27 protein-coding genes, 1 tRNA gene, 2 pseudogenes and 1 riboswitch are annotated in these 18,567 nt (G+C 62.3%); of the genes and pseudogenes, 28 read left to right on the plus strand and 2 right to left on the minus strand.

Annotation, left to right across the window (positions count from 1 at the left end; all coding sequences use genetic code 11):
* Positions 1 to 146: pseudogene (gene glyA, locus WS46_RS33860) on the minus strand (serine hydroxymethyltransferase); the annotation flags it as partial.
* Between the two features lie 137 nt (positions 147 to 283).
* Positions 284 to 384: riboswitch (ZMP/ZTP riboswitch) on the minus strand.
* A gap of 180 nt (positions 385 to 564) precedes the next feature.
* Here glyA and WS46_RS13745 point away from each other — a divergent pair.
* The 9 genes from WS46_RS13745 (at position 565) to WS46_RS13785 (ending at position 7,086) form a co-directional block, all read left to right on the plus strand.
* Positions 565 to 1,311, plus strand: coding sequence for an SDR family NAD(P)-dependent oxidoreductase (locus WS46_RS13745; RefSeq protein ID WP_059535494.1), 747 nt, complete (start codon positions 565 to 567; stop codon positions 1,309 to 1,311).
* A 108-nt stretch (positions 1,312 to 1,419) separates the two neighbouring features.
* Positions 1,420 to 1,905, plus strand: a complete 486-nt coding sequence (gene ybgC, locus WS46_RS13750) for a tol-pal system-associated acyl-CoA thioesterase (protein WP_059690843.1) — start codon at positions 1,420 to 1,422, stop codon at positions 1,903 to 1,905.
* A gap of 144 nt (positions 1,906 to 2,049) precedes the next feature.
* On the plus strand, positions 2,050 to 2,727 hold the full coding sequence (gene tolQ / locus WS46_RS13755) for a protein TolQ (RefSeq protein ID WP_010091489.1): 678 nt from the start codon (positions 2,050 to 2,052) through the stop codon (positions 2,725 to 2,727).
* 10 nt (positions 2,728 to 2,737) lie between these two features.
* Positions 2,738 to 3,187, plus strand: coding sequence for a protein TolR (tolR, locus tag WS46_RS13760; protein ID WP_059535490.1), 450 nt, complete (start codon positions 2,738 to 2,740; stop codon positions 3,185 to 3,187).
* Complete coding sequence (gene tolA / locus WS46_RS13765) at positions 3,184 to 4,251, plus strand: cell envelope integrity protein TolA (RefSeq protein WP_059690844.1); 1,068 nt, start codon at positions 3,184 to 3,186, stop codon at positions 4,249 to 4,251. Before tolR ends, tolA begins: the two co-directional genes overlap by 4 nt.
* Positions 4,252 to 4,360: 109 nt before the next feature.
* Entirely contained in the window at positions 4,361 to 5,656 is a 1,296-nt protein-coding gene (tolB, locus tag WS46_RS13770; protein WP_059690845.1) for a Tol-Pal system beta propeller repeat protein TolB, read from the plus strand.
* A 17-nt stretch (positions 5,657 to 5,673) separates the two neighbouring features.
* Entirely contained in the window at positions 5,674 to 6,183 is a 510-nt protein-coding gene (gene pal, locus WS46_RS13775; protein WP_059535484.1) for a peptidoglycan-associated lipoprotein Pal, read from the plus strand.
* A 19-nt stretch (positions 6,184 to 6,202) separates the two neighbouring features.
* Positions 6,203 to 6,952, plus strand: a complete 750-nt coding sequence (gene ybgF, locus WS46_RS13780) for a tol-pal system protein YbgF (RefSeq protein ID WP_059535482.1) — start codon at positions 6,203 to 6,205, stop codon at positions 6,950 to 6,952.
* A gap of 58 nt (positions 6,953 to 7,010) precedes the next feature.
* Positions 7,011 to 7,086: transfer RNA gene (locus tag WS46_RS13785), tRNA-Lys, on the plus strand.
* Positions 7,087 to 7,413: 327 nt separating this feature from the next.
* Here the strand turns inward: WS46_RS13785 and WS46_RS13790 are convergent.
* Positions 7,414 to 8,136 (minus strand): helix-turn-helix transcriptional regulator, encoded by a 723-nt coding sequence (locus tag WS46_RS13790; protein WP_257129989.1) that lies wholly within the window; start codon positions 8,134 to 8,136, stop codon positions 7,414 to 7,416.
* A 244-nt stretch (positions 8,137 to 8,380) separates the two neighbouring features.
* Between WS46_RS13790 and WS46_RS33870 the strand changes: the two are divergent.
* The 19 genes and pseudogenes from WS46_RS33870 to WS46_RS33875 all read left to right on the plus strand — a co-directional run.
* Positions 8,381 to 8,650, plus strand: a pseudogene (locus tag WS46_RS33870) (transcriptional regulator); the annotation flags it as partial.
* Positions 8,651 to 8,810: 160 nt separating this feature from the next.
* Positions 8,811 to 9,194 (plus strand): hypothetical protein, encoded by a 384-nt coding sequence (locus WS46_RS13795; protein WP_257129990.1) that lies wholly within the window; start codon positions 8,811 to 8,813, stop codon positions 9,192 to 9,194.
* Positions 9,194 to 11,374 (plus strand): DNA-binding protein, encoded by a 2,181-nt coding sequence (locus tag WS46_RS13800; protein ID WP_218921325.1) that lies wholly within the window; start codon positions 9,194 to 9,196, stop codon positions 11,372 to 11,374. Before WS46_RS13795 ends, WS46_RS13800 begins: the two co-directional genes overlap by 1 nt.
* A gap of 17 nt (positions 11,375 to 11,391) precedes the next feature.
* Complete coding sequence (locus WS46_RS13805) at positions 11,392 to 12,138, plus strand: AAA family ATPase (RefSeq protein WP_059526353.1); 747 nt, start codon at positions 11,392 to 11,394, stop codon at positions 12,136 to 12,138.
* 2 nt (positions 12,139 to 12,140) lie between these two features.
* The gene (locus tag WS46_RS13810) at positions 12,141 to 12,446 is read left to right on the plus strand and encodes a hypothetical protein (RefSeq protein WP_059690847.1); all 306 of its coding nucleotides are present in this window, start codon (positions 12,141 to 12,143) and stop codon (positions 12,444 to 12,446) included.
* A complete protein-coding gene (locus WS46_RS13815) occupies positions 12,443 to 13,072 on the plus strand; it encodes a hypothetical protein (protein WP_257129991.1) in 630 nt (209 codons plus the stop codon). Before WS46_RS13810 ends, WS46_RS13815 begins: the two co-directional genes overlap by 4 nt.
* A complete protein-coding gene (locus WS46_RS13820; RefSeq protein ID WP_059690849.1) occupies positions 13,059 to 13,391 on the plus strand; it encodes a LacI family DNA-binding transcriptional regulator in 333 nt (110 codons plus the stop codon). Before WS46_RS13815 ends, WS46_RS13820 begins: the two co-directional genes overlap by 14 nt.
* A complete protein-coding gene (locus WS46_RS13825) occupies positions 13,391 to 13,696 on the plus strand; it encodes a hypothetical protein (RefSeq protein ID WP_059526340.1) in 306 nt (101 codons plus the stop codon). The genes WS46_RS13820 and WS46_RS13825 overlap by 1 nt, the downstream gene beginning before the upstream one ends.
* A 1-nt stretch (position 13,697) precedes the next feature.
* The gene (locus WS46_RS13830; RefSeq protein WP_059526337.1) at positions 13,698 to 14,015 is read left to right on the plus strand and encodes a hypothetical protein; all 318 of its coding nucleotides are present in this window, start codon (positions 13,698 to 13,700) and stop codon (positions 14,013 to 14,015) included.
* Between the two features lie 11 nt (positions 14,016 to 14,026).
* Positions 14,027 to 14,464: a hypothetical protein gene (locus WS46_RS13835; RefSeq protein WP_059690850.1), complete on the plus strand. Its 438-nt coding sequence runs from the start codon at positions 14,027 to 14,029 to the stop codon at positions 14,462 to 14,464.
* Positions 14,461 to 14,772, plus strand: a complete 312-nt coding sequence (locus WS46_RS13840; RefSeq protein ID WP_156441363.1) for a hypothetical protein — start codon at positions 14,461 to 14,463, stop codon at positions 14,770 to 14,772. The genes WS46_RS13835 and WS46_RS13840 overlap by 4 nt, the downstream gene beginning before the upstream one ends.
* A gap of 25 nt (positions 14,773 to 14,797) precedes the next feature.
* Positions 14,798 to 15,415, plus strand: a complete 618-nt coding sequence (locus tag WS46_RS13845; protein WP_059690851.1) for a DUF3164 family protein — start codon at positions 14,798 to 14,800, stop codon at positions 15,413 to 15,415.
* An 11-nt stretch (positions 15,416 to 15,426) separates the two neighbouring features.
* Complete coding sequence (locus WS46_RS13850) at positions 15,427 to 15,915, plus strand: hypothetical protein (RefSeq protein ID WP_059690852.1); 489 nt, start codon at positions 15,427 to 15,429, stop codon at positions 15,913 to 15,915.
* Between the two features lie 9 nt (positions 15,916 to 15,924).
* Positions 15,925 to 16,383, plus strand: coding sequence for a beta galactosidase jelly roll domain-containing protein (locus WS46_RS13855; RefSeq protein ID WP_059690853.1), 459 nt, complete (start codon positions 15,925 to 15,927; stop codon positions 16,381 to 16,383).
* Positions 16,384 to 16,461: 78 nt separating this feature from the next.
* Positions 16,462 to 16,860 (plus strand): gp16 family protein, encoded by a 399-nt coding sequence (locus WS46_RS13860; protein ID WP_063892204.1) that lies wholly within the window; start codon positions 16,462 to 16,464, stop codon positions 16,858 to 16,860.
* Positions 16,857 to 17,291: a Mor transcription activator family protein gene (locus WS46_RS13865; RefSeq protein WP_059690855.1), complete on the plus strand. Its 435-nt coding sequence runs from the start codon at positions 16,857 to 16,859 to the stop codon at positions 17,289 to 17,291. The genes WS46_RS13860 and WS46_RS13865 overlap by 4 nt, the downstream gene beginning before the upstream one ends.
* 127 nt (positions 17,292 to 17,418) lie before the next feature.
* Positions 17,419 to 17,907, plus strand: coding sequence for a lysozyme (locus tag WS46_RS13870; RefSeq protein ID WP_059690856.1), 489 nt, complete (start codon positions 17,419 to 17,421; stop codon positions 17,905 to 17,907).
* A gap of 6 nt (positions 17,908 to 17,913) precedes the next feature.
* A complete protein-coding gene (locus tag WS46_RS13875) occupies positions 17,914 to 18,159 on the plus strand; it encodes a hypothetical protein (protein ID WP_059690857.1) in 246 nt (81 codons plus the stop codon).
* Positions 18,140 to 18,567: hypothetical protein (locus WS46_RS33875; protein WP_082725326.1), on the plus strand; the 428-nt coding region annotated here is incomplete at its 3' end. The genes WS46_RS13875 and WS46_RS33875, both read left to right, overlap by 20 nt.

Raw genomic sequence — 18,567 nt, forward strand, 5'->3', positions numbered from 1 at the left:
CCCTGTGCGGCCATCACGGCCGGGCTCGTGTAGTTTTCCGACGCGATCAGCTCGATGTGCTCTTCCTGGCGGCGGTTTTCCTGCTCGATCGCTGCAAAGATTTCGGGATCGACGTTCGCGATGGTGCTTTGGGCTCTGTCAAACATACGGTTTCCGTTAAGTGTGTACAGGTTGACCGGAGTGGCCGAGTACATTGCGCTGCTGGCGGAACCAGCCCGACGTGGCGGAAGAATCCGTATGACGCGAGGCAGGACAGCCACCGGCGATGCACGCGACGGCGCACAACGGCTGCCCAGGCGAACGGCAAAAACGGCGCCCCGCGCTTCACGGTGGGATGCTCCACCTTGAACCCGAAGGGTTCTATCGCCAGTCACGCAGGGGTGATGAGCGCGTTAGTGTATTGGATGCGTCATGAATAGGCAACCGCGCGGCAGTCGCCCGGAAATAATAGGGGCCAGACTTTACGCGCCCGTGCCGACGCGCTTTGGCGCCTTGCCGCGGTGCCGCAATCTCAGTAGGCTTGCGGGATACCATCCGCTACTTTGTTACCGACCAGGAGCAGCAATGATCGTGTTCGTCACAGGCGCGTCCGCCGGCTTCGGCGCCGCCATCGCCCGTGCCTTCGTCAAGGGCGGCCACCGTGTCGTCGCAACCGCGCGCCGCAAGGATCGTCTCGATGCGCTCGCGGCCGAACTCGGCGACGCACTGCTGCCGTTCGAGCTCGACGTGCGCGACCGCGCCGCCGTCGAAGCCGTGCCGGCCGCCCTTCCCGCCGAATTCGCGGCGCTCGACGTGCTCGTCAACAACGCCGGTCTCGCGCTCGGCGTCGAGCCTGCGCACAAGGCCAGCCTCGACGAGTGGCAGACCATGATCGACACGAACTGCTCAGGCCTCGTGACCGTCACCCATGCGTTGCTGCCCGGCATGATCGAGCGCGGGCGCGGTCACATCTTCAACCTGGGTTCGGTGGCCGGCACCTATCCGTATCCGGGCGGGAACGTATACGGTGCGACCAAGGCTTTCGTCCGACAATTCAGCCTGAACCTGCGCGCCGACCTGATCGGCACGCCGTTGCGCGTCACCGATATCGAGCCGGGCCTGTGCGGCGGCACGGAATTCTCGAACGTCCGCTTCCGCGGCGACGATGCGAAGGCGGCGAACGTCTACCAGAACGTCCAGCCGCTCACGGCCGAGGACATCGCCGACACGATCTACTGGATCGCGACGCGCCCCGCGCACGTCAACATCAATACGATCGAAATGATGCCGGTCGCCCAAGCCCCGGCCGGCCTCGCGATCCATCGCGGCTGACACGGCGAGCGCAGCAGCGGGCCCGGTTCCGGCCGGCCCGCGGTGTGCTGCGACGTACTACATTCCGTTACGAATCGGTTACGAATCGGGCCTCGGCCTTCCGGTAAAATGCGCGCCATGACTCAGCCTACCCGCTCCCCGGACGCGCACTCCGGCTTCACCTGGCCGGTACGCGTGTACTACGAGGACACCGACGCAGGCGGCATCGTCTTCTATGCCAACTACCTGAAATTCTTCGAGCGCGCCCGCACAGAATGGCTGCGCGCGTGCGGCATCGACCAGCGTCGGCTCGCCGACGACACGGGCGCGATCTTCATCGTCCGCAGTACCTCGCTCGACTACCGCGCGCCGGCGCGACTCGACGACACACTGACGATCACGAGCCGGCCCGGACGCATCGGCCGCGCATCCGTGGATTTCACGCAGGAAGCATGGCGTGGCGACACGCTGCTCGTCGCCGGACACATCCGCCTCGGCTGCGTCGACCGAACCGGCATCCGGCCCGCGGCAATCCCGCCGGTCGTGCTCGACGCGCTGCAACGCGGGCCCGTCATCGACACCGGGCAGACTGTATTGTCAACGCAGCTCGGATGAGCACCGTTTAGACAAAACCTATGAACTTGCCTTCCTGAATCGATACTAAGCAAGGTTCGGCGCCAGGCCAGGCCGGCGCGCCGCGCCACACGCATACCGTGCCCCCTCGCCGGACACCCCCGAAGGGACGTTACTCAAACCTCTATGAACACTTCTCAAGACCTGTCGATCATTTCCCTCGTCCTCAACGCGAGCGTGCTGGCCCAGGCCGTGATGGGGCTGCTGCTGCTTCTGTCGCTGATGTCGTGGACCTTCATCTTCCGCAAGTGGTTCGCGATCCGCCGCGCACGCGCGCAGACCGAACGCTTCGAAAGGGATTTCTGGTCGGGCGGTGACCTGCAGGCGCTGTATCAAAGCGCGGCCAACAATCGCCACACGATCGGCGCGCTCGAGCGGATTTTCGAATCGGGGATGCGTGAGTTTCTGAAGGCGAAGGAAAAGCGCATCAGCGACCCGGGCCTCGTGCTCGACGGCGCGCGCCGTGCGATGCGCGCGTCGTTCCAGCGCGAAATGGACGTGCTCGAAGCGAACCTCGCGTTCCTCGCGTCAGTCGGCTCGGTCAGTCCGTACATCGGTCTGTTCGGCACCGTCTGGGGGATCATGAACTCGTTCCGCGGCCTGGCGAACGTGCAGCAGGCGACGCTCGCGAACGTCGCACCGGGCATTGCCGAGGCGCTCGTCGCCACCGCGATCGGCCTGTTCGCCGCGATTCCGGCGGTGGTTGCGTACAACCGCTACGCGCACGACATCGACCGCCTCGCGATCCGCTTCGAGACCTTCATCGAAGAGTTCTCGAACATCCTGCAGCGTCAGGCCCAGTAAGGAGCGCGCCATGGCAGGAAGTCCCATTCGATCCAGCATGCGCGGCGGCCGCTCGCGCCGCGCGATGGCCGACATCAACGTCGTGCCGTACATCGACGTGATGCTGGTACTGCTCGTGATCTTCATGGTCACGGCACCGCTCGTCGCCCCGTCGATCATCAATCTGCCGACCGTCGGCAATGCCGCACCCCAGGAACAGACGCCGCCGGTCGTCGTCAACATCAAGGCCGACCGCACGATGAGCGTCAAGTACAAGGGCGACTCCGGCGCGACGCAGGAAGACACGATGACCAAGGCCGAGCTCGACAGCTTCATCCTGGCCCGGCAGGCTGACCATCCCGACCAGCCCGTCGTGATCGCGGCCGACAAGACCGTGCAGTACGATGCCGTCATGACCGTGATGTCGGACCTGAAGGCGCGTGGCGTCAAGCGCGTCGGCCTCCTCGTCAAATCGCAATGAACCGGCAGCAATCCACGCGCGGCAACGCCTATCCGTCTCAGCCCCCTCGCGAACGCGGCACCTGGCGCGCGTTCGCGCTCGCTGCGCTGATGCACGTGCTGCTCGCGTTGTTCCTCTATCACGGCGTGCAGTGGCAGAACAGCACGCCGGCCGGCGCCGAAGCCGAACTGTGGACCGAGGTGCCCGACGTGCCCGCGCCGCGGCCCGTCGTCACGCCGACGCCGCCCGCGAAGCTCGCTCCGCCCCCTCCCCCGGTGCGGGACGAGCAGGCGGACATCGCGCTGCAGCAGAAGAAACGGCAACAGGAAGCGGCCGCGCGCGAAGCGCTGCTCGAGCAGCAGCGTCGCGCGCAGCAACTGAAGGCCCAGCAAGAAGAAGCGCGGCGCGAGCAATTGGCGGCCCAGCAGGCTGCTGCCCTCGCGGCGCAGAAGGCCGCCGAGCGCGAAAAGCAGAAGCAGGCGGACAAGCTCAAGCAACAACAGCTCGTGGAGCAGCAGAAGCTCGAACAGCAGAAACTCCAGCAGCAGAAACTGCAGCAACAGAAGCAGGCGCAGCTTGAAGCGCAGCAAGCGGCGAAGGCCAAGTCCGACGCGGCCGCGAAGGCGAAGGCGGAAGCCCAGGCCAAGGCGAAGGCCGAAGCGACGGCGCGCGCGAAGGCCGACGCGGCGGCGAAGGCGAAGCTCGACCGCGAGCGCAGCGCGCGTCTCGCGCAGATGCAAGGCATGTCCGGGGCCGGCGAAGGCGGCGGTGAAGGCCTCGCGAAAAGCGGTACCGGGACGGGCTCCGGCGGCAATGCCGCGTCGCCCGGCTATCCCGACAAGGTGCGTCGCCGTGTGAAGCCGAACATCGTCTGGGGCGGCGAGCGCGCGGGCCTGACGACGGTCGTCGCGATCCGCTGCACGCCGTCGGGCGACGTGCTGAGCGTTTCGATCCGCCGTTCGAGCGGAAATTCGGGGTGGGATCAAGCCGTGGTCAATGCGATCCAGGCGTCGGTCCCATTGCCGCCCGATTCCAACGGTCGTACCCCGTCCGACATTACGATTACCTTCAAGGCGGCGGAGTGACCGCAAATGCGCTTACACTCCGTGCGTCGCTGCCGGACGGGAACGAATCGGGTATTTTTACTGTCTCTGCGGTTGCGCAGCGATCCAAGTCACATGGGAAGCAAGAAGCATGAGTTTGATGACGAAACTAGGTTTCAGGGCACTCGTGGCCTCGTGTCTGATTGCGGCCGGCGGCGCCGCTAACGCGCAGGTCAACGTGCTGATCACCGGCGTCGGTTCGACCCAGTTCCCCATTGCCACCGCGAACTTCGCGAACGAGGCGGGCCTGCCGCAGCAGGTCACGTCGATCGTCCGCGCCGACCTCGCCCGCAGCGGCAAATTCACCAATATCGACGCGGGCAGCACGCCCGTGCCCGAGACCGCATCGGTCGATCTCGGCGCATGGAAGGCCAAGGGCGCGAACGCGTTCGTCGCCGGCAGCGTGAACCGCGAAGCCAACGGCCAGTACAAGGTGAACTTCATCCTGTACGACACCGTGAAGCAGCAAAGCCTCGGCGGCCTGTCGCTGACGGCGACGGACACCTCGCTGCGCACGGCCGGCCACAAGATCGCCGACTACATCTACCAGAAATTGCTCGGCGTGCGCGGCGTGTTCGCCACGCGTCTGTCGTACGTGATCAAGACGGGCAACCGGTATCAGCTGCAGATCTCGGACTCGGACGGCCAGAACGCACGCATCGCGCTGTCGAGCACCGAGCCGATCATCTCGCCGGCGTGGTCGCCGAGCGGGACGAAGGTCGCGTACGTATCGTTCGAGCGCAAGAAGCCGATCGTCTACATCCACGACCTGCCGACCGGCCGCCGCTACATGGTCTCCGACCAGAAGGGCAACAACAGTGCGCCGGCGTGGTCGCCGGACAGCAACACGCTGGCCGTTGCGCTGTCGCTGACGGGCAATACGCAAATCTATACGGTCAATGCGAACGGCGGCGGTCTGCGCCGGCTCACGCAGAGCAGCTCGATCGATACCGAGCCGTTCTACTCGCCGGACGGCCGCTGGATCTATTTCACGAGCGATCGCGGCGGCGCGCCGCAGATCTATCGGATGCCCGCGCAAGGCGAAAGCGCCGGCTCCGCGCAACGCGTGACCTTCACCGGCAGCTACAACACCAGCCCGCGCATCAGCCCGGACGGCAAGCTGCTCGCCTACATCTCCCGCACGGGTGGGGGGTTCAAGCTGTACGTTCAGGATCTGCAAACCGGCGCGGCGAACGCCATCACGAATACCAATCGCGACGAATCGCCGAGCTTCGCGGCAAACGGCCAGTACCTTCTTTACGCTACCCAGTCGGGTGGTCGCAACGTGCTGGCAGCAGTGCCCTCCGACGGCAGCGCGCCGCCGCAGATCCTGTCCGTCCAGGGCGGCTCCGTTCGTGAGCCGTCGTGGGGGCCCTTCATGCAATGACCACAAGGAGAGTAACCATGATGTCGAACAAAGCTCGTCTGGCCCTGGCCGTGATGATGATCAGCGCGCTCGCAGCGTGTAAGTCGGGCGTGAAGCTCGACGACAAGGCCAACGCGGGCGCGATGAGCACGCAACCGAGCGCCGACAACGTCGCACAAGTGAACGTCGATCCGCTGAACGACCCGAACAGCCCGCTCGCGAAGCGCAGCATCTACTTCGACTTCGACAGCTATTCGGTGAAAGACGAATATCAGCCGCTGCTGCAGCAACACACGCAGTACCTGAAGAGCCACCCGCAGCGCCACGTGCTGATCCAGGGCAACACCGACGAACGCGGCACGAGCGAGTACAACCTCGCGCTGGGCCAGAAGCGTGCGGAGGCTGTCCGCCGCGCGATGGCGCTGCTCGGCGTGAACGACTCGCAGATGGAAGCCGTGAGCCTCGGCAAGGAAAAGCCGCAAGCATCGGGTCACGACGAAGCGTCGTGGGCGCAGAACCGTCGCGCCGACCTCGTCTACCAACAGTAAGTAACGGAAGAGTTGCCGTATGACGCACCGTGTATCCTGGCTGCGGATCACCGCAGCAATCTGCGTCGTCGGCGCGGCGTGGTCGGCCGCGCCGGCGCACGCCGGCATGTTCGACGACAACGAGGCGCGCCGCGCCGTGCTCGATCTGCGCAGCAAGAGCGACAACCTGTCCAGCCAGTTGTCGGCCGCCCAGCGTACGATCCTCGATCAATCCGGCCGTATCGACCAGCTGAACCAGCAGGTCGCGACGCTGCGCGGCGAGAACGAAGATCTGACGAACCGGCTGACGACGCTCGAGCGGCAACAGAAGGAGTACTACCAGGATCTCGACACGCGGCTCAAGAAGTTCGAGCCGCAACAGGCGACGATCGATGGTGTCGAAGGCACCGTGCAGCCGGGTGAAACGGATGCGCTCAGCGCGGCGCAGCAGCAATTCCGCAACGGCAACTTCAAGGCTGCCGCCGCGTCGTTTCGCAGTTTCATCGCGAAATATCCGCAGAGCCCGTACCAGCCGACCGCGCAGTACTGGCTTGGCAACGCGCAATACGCGCTACGCGACTACCGCGGCTCGACCGCGACGTGGCAAGCGATCGTGAGCAAGTATCCGCAGCATCCGCGCGCGGCCGACGCGCTCGTCGCGATCGGTACGAACCAGCTCGAGCAAGGCCAGAAGGCGGCCGCGAAGAAGACGTTCGAGCAGGTCGTGTCGCAATACGCCGGATCGAACGCTGCGCAGACGGCACAGGGCAAGATCGAAAGCATCAAATAAATCATGGTGACGGGTTGTTGACAGATCAGCGATCCGCCGCTATAATTTTTTGCTCTTTGGGTCGTTAGCTCAGTTGGTAGAGCAGCGGACTTTTAATCCGTTGGTCGCGTGTTCGAGTCACGCACGGCCTACCAAGATGTCAAGAAGGGGCTTCCGGGAAACCGGAAGCCCCTTTTTCATTGTTGTTGCCTCGCGAGCGGGTGTGCGCCGCGGCAGGCAGACGCTTCTTCCCTCCTCGTTTTTTCGCCAACGGTTCATCGTCGGTGTGGGGAGGCGCTCGATTTGACACGACAAGAACCGGTGCTCGAAATCAGCCCGAACGCCCGTCACATAAGGCGTTGGGCGAATTCAGCGGACGCAACGACGCGCGAAACGTTCTGCCAGAAATGGCCGCGAAATGCGCGGATTTCGCAAAGATTTTGACACCGGAATCAGCGAGAAACGGAAGTTATCCATACCGCCTATACCTGCCGGCCAAACCAGACCACGCGCCCGATGATTGCGAAGTCCGACGGAGGCTTGGCCATGTTGACCGTGAACGGCTTGTAGGCCGGGTTGGCGCTACTCACCTCCAATATCCCGTCTGGAAGCCGCTGCAACGTCTTGACAATGACATCTCCGTCGATCCGCAGCACATAGAGTCCTGCCGCACCACTGGTTTGGCTCCGATCGATCAGAATTACGTCCCGATCGTTAAGTACGCCCTGGAGCGAGTCGCCTTTCACTGACAAAACTGAAAGGTCGGCCGGCGCTGCATGGAGGTAGTTCTCGATCCAGTATCGACGGAACGCCATCGTATGTTTGGGGGCCTCGTCCGTGATCGCCTGACCGTGTCCCGCTGCAACCTTCACGTTGTAGCGAGGAATAAACACGAACTCCTCTAGATCGACCGAATTTCCCAACGTATCGACGCACAGCTGCGGCTGTACCGCGTCGCGTTGCGCTGGGTCACCGCCTCGGACCCCGTCGCCCTCGCCAGTCGCGACCCAGTCCAAGCTGACTCCCGCAGCGCGGGCGAGCTTCGCGACTACCTCGAAGGTAGGTTTGCTGTCGCCACGGATGTACCGACGAAGCATGTCGTCCGACACCCCGGCGACGGCCGCCGCCGCGCCACGCCCGCCGATCTGGCGGCACATCTCATCAATTCGACTTTCGATTCCGACCGCTGGAATCGAAACACGCACATCTTCTCGGTTCGGCACTTTCGTTAACGCTGTAAGTAATTGATGGGGCTACTTTTTTCGGGCCGCGGCCACGCAAAAGTGCGGGATAAGAAACGAAACAGAAACGAAAATCTGCACAGAATCCGAATTTTCTCTTGATGCGCCACGAATATTTGCGGTACGATGTGCGCACATGTTCAGCGAAAAGGACGAACACATGCGCACATTTGCGGAGTCATAAAAAACCGCCAGTGATTGGGACAAGGCGGACATTAAATACGCCCTCGAAAAAAAGGGCTGGAACCTGCGGCAACTTGCCAAGCAATGCGGATATAGCAACTCCAGCGCCCTGCGCAAGGCGTTCGACGCGCCGTATCCGAAGGTCGAACGCATTATTGCGGACGCGATCGGTGTCGCCCCCGAAGCAATTTGGCCGAGCCGTTACGCAAAACGAAATTTTACGCCTGTTTTGTCACCGTCCTCCCCGATTTGCGCTGCCCGCCCCGAGAAAGTTCGGGCTGTAGCGATGGGATGAATCGTAAGTGAACGACGCGCACCGCGCTACTGACACGATTCTCGATGCGAGTGATTGAGTGATGAGAAAACGGACCTGGAAATCCCTGCACGCGACGAGCCTGAGCGAGGCATTCGAGCTGTGCGTTGAACATGCCGACGAACAGCACCGCCCGGCGAAGGTGCTGGCCGATCTGATGGGCGTCGAAGTGAAAACGCTGTATCGCTGGCTCGCCGATACATCGATGCCGCTGAACCGCGTGCGTCAATTCGAAGAATTCTGCGGCGCACGCTTCGTCAGTGAATACCTCTGCATCGCGGACGGCCGTCGCGTCGTTATCGAAATCCCGACCGGCCGCCGCCCCCGCGTCACTGATCTGGCGTCACTGCAATCTGCGTTCGCCGATGCGGCTGCCGTGCTGTGCCGCTATTACGAATCGGGCCATGAACAGGCGGAAGCGGTCACGGCGCTCACTCATGCGATTACGCAAGCCGGCTATCACCGCGAGAACGTCACGAAGGATCGCGCTCCTGAACTGCGGTTCGACGCAGCGGAGGCCGAGTGATGCAGATCGTCGTCAAATCGCACTACACCGCCCCGGAACTCGCGATGCTCGGTCTGCCGGGGGTGCCGACCACCGAACAAGGCGTGCGCTACAGCGCGACCAGAGAGCAGTGGTCGGCACGCCGACGCGTCAAAGGCAAGGGTCTCGAATACGCATTCGACAGCCTTCCGACCGATGCGCAGGCTGAGATTCGCCGCCGCGCGTCGGTCGCGCTCGTCGCTTCCATTCCAGCACCGTCGCCCAAGGCCGTCGTTCGTCGCGAACAGCAGTTGCAGCTCGTCGAAACCGACACGCAGCGCCTGCGTGCCGACGCGCGCAAGGGCATCCTGTCGATGCTCGACCGCATCATGACGCAGTGTCGCGTCTCGCGTGAAGCGGCGATGCACACGCTGCTGACGCAGGCGCGCCTCGGCACGCTCGACGATCACATGACGGCCATGCTGCGCGCGGCGAAAGACCCGCGCGGCCGCAAGGGTGATGAGTTCCCGACAATCCGCTCGCTGAAGCGCTACCTCGGCCTCGCGAAAAAAGGTTCGCTCGCGCCGAAGGTGCCGAAATCGAGCTTCGTTGTGCCGGAATGGGCCGCGCTGTTCCTCGAACAATATCAGCAGCCGCAGAAGCCGTCGGTCGGCCACGCCTATCGCGAATTCACGATGGCATGTGCCGTGCAGCGTGTCGCCTACGACGTGCCGAGCATCCACCAGGTACGCCGGTTCCTCGACAAGCTCGGCACCGTGACGCTGCATACCGGTCGCATGGGATCGCGCGAGCTGAAGACCATGCTGCCGTTTATCCGGCGCACGTTCGACAAGCTGTTGCCGAACGACATCTGGTCGGCCGACGGTCATACGTTCGATGCCGAGGTCCAGCACCCGCTGCACGGCCGTCCGTTCCGCCCGGAGATCACGTCGATCATCGACGTCGCCACGCGACGCGCGGTCGGCATCTCGCTCGATCTGGCCGAGTCGTCGTTTGCGGTGCTCGACGCGCTGAGTACCGGCGTGCTCAAGAACGGCGTGCCGTGCATGTTCTACGTCGACAACGGATCGGGCTACAAGAACGCACTGCTGAAGGACGAAGGCGTCGGCGTTCAAGGTCGCCTGGGATTCGTCGTCACGCATTCGATTCCGTACAACTCGCAGGCCCGTGGCGTCATCGAGCGGCTTCACCAGACGCTGTGGGTTGCCGCTGCGAAGAAGCTGCCGTCATACATGGGCGCGGACATGGACCGCCAGGCCAAGCACGTGATGTTCAAGATCACGCGCGACGCCCTCAAGCACGGTGGCGCGATGCCCTTGATGGGGTGGGACGCGTTCATCCAGTTTTGTCAGGAACAGGTCGATGCATACAACGACCGTCCCCATAGCACGCTACCTGTTATTCGCGACCCGGACACCGGCAAGCGTCGCCACATGTCGCCGAATGAAGCATGGGCGACGCACGTCGCGAACGGCTGGCAGGCCGACACGCTCGACGAGTACGAAGCACGCATGGTGTTCAGGCCGCGCATCAAACGCACCGTCTCGCGCGGCGAGGTTCGGTTCCTGAACCACCACTATTCGAACCCGGTGGAGCTGCTCGAATTCCACGATGAAGAAGTCCAGGTCGCCTACGACATTAACGACGCGCGATACGTGTGGATTTACGCACTCGACGGCCGCTACATCTGCCGCGCCGAAGCTGCAGCAAACGAACGCGATTACATGCCGCAATCTGCCGTCGAACAGGCACGCGAGAAACGTGCGGACGCACGTGTGAATCGCAAGCTGGCACAGATCGACGAGATCGAGGCGGAGCGTCGGGGCCAACCGGCGCTGACGCTCGAAACGCCCGAGGTCATCACGATTCCGGGCTTCGGCGACATCACGCGCGATGCGCTGAATCGCCGTTTCGCCGACGTCGAACCGGTTATCGAAACCGAACCGGCCGCATTCACGGTCATTGAGCCGGCACCGGAACCGGAGGTCGCCGCCGAAACCGCCACCGTGTTTCAGCTTCCGGAAACGCCCAAGTTGCGATTCGCTCGGTGGCAAGCCCTGCACCACCACATCGAAACAGGAGGCCTTCCCGATCAGGACGAATTGCAGTGGTACGGCAAATACGCGTTGAGCAAAGAATTCGCGGCGCAAAAGCGCCGCGCGGAACAGGCTGAAGAGTTACAGCTCGCCAGCCATCAGTAAGACCAACCGGAGCAATCATGACACAACTCGAATCGACGCTCAAACCGATTGTAGGTGGCGTCGCCCAAATCACCAACCTGAACCTGTGCGACATCGCGATCGAACGCGCTGTCTCGCGCAGCGCGAATCTGCCCGGTCTCGTGTGCTTCTACGGCCCGTCCGGCTACGGCAAGAGCATGGCCGCGACCTACGTGGCGAACGTTCGCCGCGCGCGATACGTGCAGGCCAAGTCGGTCTGGACGAAGAAGCACTTCCTGAAGGCGGTCCTGTTCGAGATGGGTATCAAACCGGTCGGCACGATCCCCGAGATGACCGATCAGGTCGCCGAGGAACTGGCCGCCTCCGGCCGGCCGTTAATCATCGACGAGATGGACCACTTGGTCGACCGCAACGCTGTCGAGCTAGTGCGCGATCTGTACGAGTCGAGCCAGGCCCCGATCCTGATGATCGGCGAGGAAGCGCTGCCGGCCAAACTCAAGAAGTGGGAGCGCATGCACGGTCGTGTACTGGCGTGGGTGCCGGCACAACCCGTCACGATCGACGACGTCCGCCAACTCGCAACGCTGTACTGCCGCCACATCACGGTCGCGGACGATCTGCTCGCGCGTCTCGTCGAACTGGCGCACGGATCAGTGCGGCGCGTATGCGTGAACTTGGAACGCATCCAGGAAGAAGCGCTGATGGCCGGCAAGGATGCGATCGACCTCGCGCAGTGGGGCAAGCGTGAACTGTACACCGGCGAAGCGCCGAAGCGGAGGGTTTGAGCATGAAGTACGCATCGACTCAGGTATGTCCCCGCAGCATCCGCCTCGAATCCGAATTGATCGATCCCTGCCACTTCATCTTGGACGACAAGGATTCCGTGATGGGAAAAGGCCGCGTAATTGCGGACGTCGGCTACGACACTCCGGTGGCTCAAATTCAGCTCATCGCTTCTGCCGATGACGGGTCGGAGCGCCGCATCGATGCCAGCTTGTTCCTCAGCCTCGACCAGTTGTGCGGCCTGATTGAGATGTTGCAAGCAGCGCTGCCAACGCTCCATGCGATCGAGTTCGATCTGGAGAACGCATGATGGCCCGCAAACCCGCACACCTCGAAATGACGGGCGGTAAGGGGCCTCGACAACGCGTATGGGAAGCGATTCGCAGACAGCGCGACAACTTCACCCCGCACAGCATCGTCCGTGCGGCTGACATCGACAAGGCAACCGTCCAGACGTATTTGCAGGCGCTGGAACGCGGCGAGTACGTCGAGCAGATCGGCGAACGCAAGGTGATCAACGAGCGGAAGCACTATCGCCTCGTCCGCGACGTAGGCGTCGAAGCGCCGCGACTCGACCGCAAGGGTCTGCCCGTCATGCAGTCGCGTGGCAACGAGCATATGTGGAAAACGATGCGCATCATGGGCGACTTCACGCCGCGCGAGCTGGCTATGCGTGCGTCGACGCCCGAGGTCACGATTACCGACTCGACGGCGCAGTCGTATGTCAAATATCTGTCGCATGCCGGTTATCTGATGCTCGTCGACGCGGGGCACTCATACATCCGTGGCAAGGGCGCGAAACAGGCGCGCTATCGCCTGATCGCGTCGAAATATACCGGCCCACGCCCGCCAATGATCCAGCGCACGAAATCGGTATACGACCCGAACCTTGGGAAGGTCGTATGGCAAGAGGAGCCGGACCATGACGCATGCTGATCCGGATTGGCTCGCCATGCTTCGCGAGGCCGTCGCCGCGACGTCGCAAACCGACGTGGCCAAGCTGCTCGACGTCTCACGAACAACCGTTTCGCTTGTCCTGTCGGGCAAATACTCCGGCAAAACCGATCGCGTCGCAGCCCGCGTCTTGAAGACGTTCGGACAGGTGCAGTGCACGCATACGGGGCAGCCGATCTCGCTGACGGTATGCGTGTCCTTCGCCAATCGCCGCGCCCCGATCAATAACCCGATGGAACTGAGCCACTGGCGCACTTGCCGCAACTGCCCGCTGCGCCCCGTTAAAGGAGAGTCCAAGTGATGACGAATTGCAACGCACTCAACCCGGCCGTGCCGCCGATCAATCAGCTCATGCAGCTCACAGCGCTGCGCCTTGCAGCGACGATCGAGACGCTCACCACGCAGGGCTTCACGGTCATCGGCATCGAATTTTCGAACGGATCGAAGCCGACGATACAGGTGCAGAACTGCGCCATCTGCGCCGACATGGTCGAAAAAGGCGAAGCCACGTACTACCGCACGGGCGGCTCCGGTATCTCGCGTTACCGCACCGGCCAGTTCAAGGTTGGCGACATTCGCGTCCTGTGGACCGAGCGAGGCCACTGATATGCGCTTTCACATCATCGCCCAAGCTCAAACGGGAGAGCGCTTTCGACGGATCGAGGTCGACGGTGAACGCGTCGACTTCCCTCAATACAGAACTGAGTCGTTCGCCGCTCACGCAAATCCGCTCGCCGGGACCAAGGGCGAACCGGCGTACGTGGTGTCGCACGTCGGCACGGGCATGCGGCTGTCGGGCGGCAAGACACAAGCCTCCGCGATCTCGACTGCCCGGCAGCTCATCGCCGAGAAGTCGACCGAAGAATTCTGGCGCGCGATTGCAGCCGCTCGCCAGTACATCAAAGCAACCCAAACCCTCGCTTGAAAGGAATCACCATGGCAACCGTAAAACAGATTCTCCAAGCCATCATCGACCACCCGGGTTCGTCCGGCGCGCAACTCGGCGAAATGCTCGACATCGACGGCAAGGAAATCCAGCCGCGCATCGACCCGTATATCCGACAAGGCCGCGTTATTCGCGACAAAAAGGTCATGGACGGCTCGTCGCCGATCAACCTGTACTTCCCGACCGACGACCTGATTCGCGAATTCGACGGGACGAAACAAACCGTGACAAAAGCTGCGCGAAATTCGCACGCATTCACGCCCGCCGATGTTGCCCCCGGCGAATTCGTGTGCGGCTTCTCGACCGCCGGTCGCCTGACAGTCACCAAGGGTCGCAAAACGATCGAGCTTACGCGCGAGGAGACAGCTCGCCTGCTCAAGTTCGTCGACTGCATCAACATCGAGGCGATTGCGGGAGCACAAGCATGACGATGGAAGCCATTGTGATGATCGGCCCGACGATCACGAACCCGGAAAAACTCGACACGGTCGCGGATTTGCGCCGAGAGCTGCACCGCGTCAATCAAGAACTGTTCGATCAGAGCGCGCGGCTGGCAAAGCTGAACGCGACGGGCGTCCAGATGGCGGGATTCATCGAAGGCGTTCTGAAGGAGCACGTTCGCGCTGATGCTGATGCGGTCGCTGCACGCTGCGCCGCCTATCTCGACGCGCGCCCGCGCTTGCGTGAAAAACTCGAAGAGTCGGTCGAAAGTGACGCGATTCGCACGACGCACTGAACCTTTTTTCATTCCAGGAAGAAACATGACGAACACACAAATCCCTGCTGGTTACGTGCAGGACGCACGCGGTCGACTCGTTCCGGCATCGCTTGTCGCACCGATCGATCAGCTTCGCGATCAGACGATCACATCGCTTGTTGCTGAGGCGAAGCGTCTCCAATCGGAAATGTCTGAGTTCAAGGCACGTGCATTCGGCGACATCGCGGCATTCGTCGAGACGAGCCACGAACAATACGGCGTCAAGGTCGGCGGTGCCAAGGGCAACATTTCGCTGATCACGTTCGACGGCCGCTACAAGGTCATCCGCAAGATCGCCGACCACATTCAGTTCGATGAACGCCTTCAAGCAGCGAAGGAACTGATCGACGAGTGTCTCCGCGAGTGGACCGAAGGTAGCAACGACAAGATCAAGGTGCTGATCAACGAAGCCTTCCAGGTCGACAAGGAAGGCAACGTGAACACCGGCCGCATTCTCGCGCTGCGTCGCCTTGCGATTGACGATCCGAAGTGGACCAAGGCAATGCGAGCGATCGTCGACAGCATCCGTGTGACGGGCAGCAAGCCGTACATCCGGCTGTACGAGCGCGTCGAGGATACGGAAGAGTATCGCGCGATCAGTCTCGATCTCGCGGCAATCTGAGGGACATAGCCATGTTCAACAAAGACGACAGCACCTTTTATATCTCTGCCGACCTACAGTTCGTCTCGTCGTCATACCAGCCGTTCATCACGATTGCCGACGACGGCAGCGTGACGATTGCCGATCACCTTACCGTCGACGAAGCGGCACGCGAATTCTGGAGCGCAGTGCTGCGGCTCAACCCGTTGCTGTCACGCCCCGCGCGAGCAGCGCAGATCGGAGACGAAGCATGCCGCCACATCAGGGCAATAGTGCACGCGACCGAGATTTGGAGCGGAGGTGCCAGGCTGGCAGTCGCAACCTCGTACGCCATTGCCAACGAAATCGCCGAGGCCCTGAATGGCCGTTCAACGGCAACCCGAGCTGAACTGGCGATGACTGAAGCATTGCTTGAATTTGCCGAGGCCATCGCGAACGACCCTGACGAACATACAGAAACTCGGGCACGTGCACGGGAAGCAATTGAAGCCGCTCGCGCATCGGTGGCGAAACCGGTCTAGGGAGGAACCATGTCAAAACTCTCGCGAGAAGACATTGAGAAGATCGACACGGAGTTGTCGTTCCCATATGGGTGTGTCGTGCTCCGTTGCGACGGCTACACGGTGACGATCGAAGTGCAGCGGACGAAACCACGTCGTTACGATTTGATGGTCTTTGTGAACGGCTGGTTTCGAGGAAGCTATCTGAAAAAGGACGCGCCTGAGCATCGCTTCTATCGGCCGGTGAAGATCAGCGCCTACCAGCCGTCCGAACGCGCACACATCGAGAAGCAATTCGGGAAGCGTAACGCACGGAAGTACTTCCCCAATTTGGACAAAACCTCAACGATTTTCGCGATGACGTGGATTTCCACAGGGGCCATGCTTCGCCATTTTGCGCGCGTCTGTGAATCGGTCACATTGGTTTCGGTTGGCGTGGTGGTCAACACGTCGGTCGACACCGCTGAATCGGAGGCGGCGCATGTCTGACTTCGTCGTCATCCTGGCTGGGATAGTGTTCCTGGTGTGTCTCTGCCGCAAGGAACTGCGGCGCTGGTGGAGGTCGTGATGCTGATCGCAAAAACAACGGTAGCAAAAATCCACATCGCAAAGCAGCAGCTCGCGATGACCGACGACGAATACCGCACGGTGCTGCGCAGTGTAGCGGGAGTCGGTTCCTCGAAAGACCTGACGCCGGAAGGCGCACACAAGCTGCTGAAGCACTTCGAGCGCTGCGGATTCAAACCGAAGCGCGATGCCGGTCGTCGACCGAACGTTGCACGGCCGCGCACCGCTCAAATCCGCAAGATCGAAGCGCTGCTAGCGGACGCGGGCCGGTCGTGGGATTACCTCGGCGGCATGGTGAAGCGAATCTGCAAGGTCGACGCGATCGAATTCTGCGATGACGTGATGCTCGGCAAGCTCATCGCGGCGCTGCAATACGATGCGAAGCGGAGGTCGGCATGAAGTTCGACGGTGTTGAACACCTGTTGCCAGACGTCGTGAAAACGATCGTCAAACTAATCGGTTTGCCGACAACGGTGCGTCTGGTCGAACAGCTCGGCGGCACGACGTTCCCGGTTGCGATGCGCCGCTCGCGCCTCGGCGAAATCCGCTACGAGGCACTGGCGGAGATCGTTGGCCCGGACGCGGCCAATCAGCTTACCGCGCATTTTGGAGGCGACGTGCTGTACATACCGCGATGTGTCAAAGCCATGCGCGAACTGATGTATCGCAGCATACGCGCCGAGTTCGACGTGCTGACCCGCGACCACGCTGCGAATCACGCCGTCGCGCAGCTCGCACTTCGCTATCAGATGGCCGATCGACATGTTTGGCGCATCCTGAAGCGCGCCGACGCATCCGAACGCACCGTTCCCCAGGCGGAGCTGTTCTAGCGTTAGAATCGCGCCATAATTAAACGAAGCCCCGCCCCATGCGGGGCTTTTTGTTTGCACTGACACCGATCCACTAAGGTGTCGGCAACACGCAGCCTACAGTCGTGCCATTCAATCGGAGATGGCAATGAAGCAACAACGACTGTCCCCCGCAGGCTGCAATCTAATCGAGGATTTCGAGAGCGATCGACTCGTTGCGTACCCCGACCCCGCGACGGGTGGCGCGCCCTGGACGATTGGGCGCGGCCACACCGGACCGGACGTCTACAAGAGGCTTACGATCACGCAAGCCGTGTCCGACATGCTCTTCGCACAGGACATCCGCACACGCGGCGAGGACATCATCAATGACCTCGATCTCGAATTGACGCAAAACCAGTTTGATGCACTGGTGTCGTTCGTGTTCAACATCGGCCCGGGCAAACCGGGAGTCAAGGACGGTCTTGTGTACCTCCGTGCCGGCGGCCCATCGACGCTGCTGCGCTTGCTGCGTGCGAAGAATTTCGCGGGAGCGGCCGATCAATTCCCGCTGTGGAATAAGGCGAACGGCAAGCCGATGGCCGGTCTGACACGTCGTCGGCTCGCCGAGCGCGCACTGTTCGTGAAGGCGGCGTGACGCGCCATGCATATCTCCGACCTCATCACGGGACACGACGGCAAGCTTTCGCACGCGAAGCTCTGGCCGAACGTCGCGGCGGCTGTCGCGACCGGCATGTTCATCTATCAGGGCTACCGGAATCAGCTCACGTTAGATACGTGGCTGATCTACCTCGGCTGCGTCGGCGGCTACTCGGCCGTCATCCAGGCGCTTGCCGCATGGCGCGGCCGTCCTTCCAAGGAGGCCGCAAATGACGGAAGCAATCAGTAAATGCGCAAGGGTGCTGGCCGGCATCGTCATCGCAGCGCTGGTCGCGCTTGCATTCGCGAAAACGTACCAGCACGGCTATAGCGTTGCGGCCGCACGTGGCGACAAGGAACTGGCCGATTGCCGCGCCTCCGTCGAGCACACGTCGGCTTCGGCCGCGAGCGATGCCTTCGGCCGGTACGCGGCCGACGTGGCACGCGCATCGGCCGCGGAATCTGGCTATCTCGCTGTCGAATCCGCCGCCACACAAACCACAGCTGCACTGAAGGAGCGAATCGACCATGTCACGCAACCTCGCCGTAGCCCGCCGGTTCCCGGCCCGAAAAATGATGCGCCTGTCGTTGGTTGCGTGTTCAGCCGTGGCTTTGTCCGCGTGTGGAACCACGCAGCAGGCATCGCCGACGCTGGTGA

Origin of the sequence: Burkholderia sp. RF4-BP95 (assembly GCF_001521985.1) — a bacterium.
In the GTDB taxonomy this organism is placed as follows: domain Bacteria; phylum Pseudomonadota; class Gammaproteobacteria; order Burkholderiales; family Burkholderiaceae; genus Burkholderia; species Burkholderia diffusa.

Bases quoted from the DNA above. Each gene is read 5' to 3' on its own strand.
- WS46_RS13875 (WP_059690857.1), top strand. From the start codon at position 17,914: ATGCATATCTCCGACCTCATCACGGGACACGACGGCAAGCTTTCGCAC.
- WS46_RS13870 (WP_059690856.1), top strand. From the start codon at position 17,419: ATGAAGCAACAACGACTGTCCCCCGCAGGCTGCAATCTAATCGAGGAT.
- WS46_RS13840 (WP_156441363.1), top strand. From the start codon at position 14,461: ATGACGATGGAAGCCATTGTGATGATCGGCCCGACGATCACGAACCCG.
- WS46_RS13810 (WP_059690847.1), top strand. From the start codon at position 12,141: ATGAAGTACGCATCGACTCAGGTATGTCCCCGCAGCATCCGCCTCGAA.
- WS46_RS13860 (WP_063892204.1), top strand. From the start codon at position 16,462: ATGCTGATCGCAAAAACAACGGTAGCAAAAATCCACATCGCAAAGCAG.
- ybgC (WP_059690843.1), top strand. From the start codon at position 1,420: ATGCGCGCCATGACTCAGCCTACCCGCTCCCCGGACGCGCACTCCGGC.
- WS46_RS13800 (WP_218921325.1), top strand. From the start codon at position 9,194: ATGCAGATCGTCGTCAAATCGCACTACACCGCCCCGGAACTCGCGATG.
- WS46_RS13850 (WP_059690852.1), top strand. From the start codon at position 15,427: ATGTTCAACAAAGACGACAGCACCTTTTATATCTCTGCCGACCTACAG.
- WS46_RS13845 (WP_059690851.1), top strand. From the start codon at position 14,798: ATGACGAACACACAAATCCCTGCTGGTTACGTGCAGGACGCACGCGGT.
- ybgF (WP_059535482.1), top strand. From the start codon at position 6,203: ATGACGCACCGTGTATCCTGGCTGCGGATCACCGCAGCAATCTGCGTC.
- WS46_RS13835 (WP_059690850.1), top strand. From the start codon at position 14,027: ATGGCAACCGTAAAACAGATTCTCCAAGCCATCATCGACCACCCGGGT.
- pal (WP_059535484.1), top strand. From the start codon at position 5,674: ATGATGTCGAACAAAGCTCGTCTGGCCCTGGCCGTGATGATGATCAGC.
- WS46_RS13830 (WP_059526337.1), top strand. From the start codon at position 13,698: ATGCGCTTTCACATCATCGCCCAAGCTCAAACGGGAGAGCGCTTTCGA.
- tolQ (WP_010091489.1), top strand. From the start codon at position 2,050: ATGAACACTTCTCAAGACCTGTCGATCATTTCCCTCGTCCTCAACGCG.
- WS46_RS13855 (WP_059690853.1), top strand. From the start codon at position 15,925: ATGTCAAAACTCTCGCGAGAAGACATTGAGAAGATCGACACGGAGTTG.
- tolA (WP_059690844.1), top strand. From the start codon at position 3,184: ATGAACCGGCAGCAATCCACGCGCGGCAACGCCTATCCGTCTCAGCCC.
- WS46_RS13820 (WP_059690849.1), top strand. From the start codon at position 13,059: ATGACGCATGCTGATCCGGATTGGCTCGCCATGCTTCGCGAGGCCGTC.
- WS46_RS13865 (WP_059690855.1), top strand. From the start codon at position 16,857: ATGAAGTTCGACGGTGTTGAACACCTGTTGCCAGACGTCGTGAAAACG.
- WS46_RS13815 (WP_257129991.1), top strand. From the start codon at position 12,443: ATGATGGCCCGCAAACCCGCACACCTCGAAATGACGGGCGGTAAGGGG.
- tolB (WP_059690845.1), top strand. From the start codon at position 4,361: ATGAGTTTGATGACGAAACTAGGTTTCAGGGCACTCGTGGCCTCGTGT.
- WS46_RS13825 (WP_059526340.1), top strand. From the start codon at position 13,391: ATGACGAATTGCAACGCACTCAACCCGGCCGTGCCGCCGATCAATCAG.
- tolR (WP_059535490.1), top strand. From the start codon at position 2,738: ATGGCAGGAAGTCCCATTCGATCCAGCATGCGCGGCGGCCGCTCGCGC.
- WS46_RS13745 (WP_059535494.1), top strand. From the start codon at position 565: ATGATCGTGTTCGTCACAGGCGCGTCCGCCGGCTTCGGCGCCGCCATC.
- WS46_RS13805 (WP_059526353.1), top strand. From the start codon at position 11,392: ATGACACAACTCGAATCGACGCTCAAACCGATTGTAGGTGGCGTCGCC.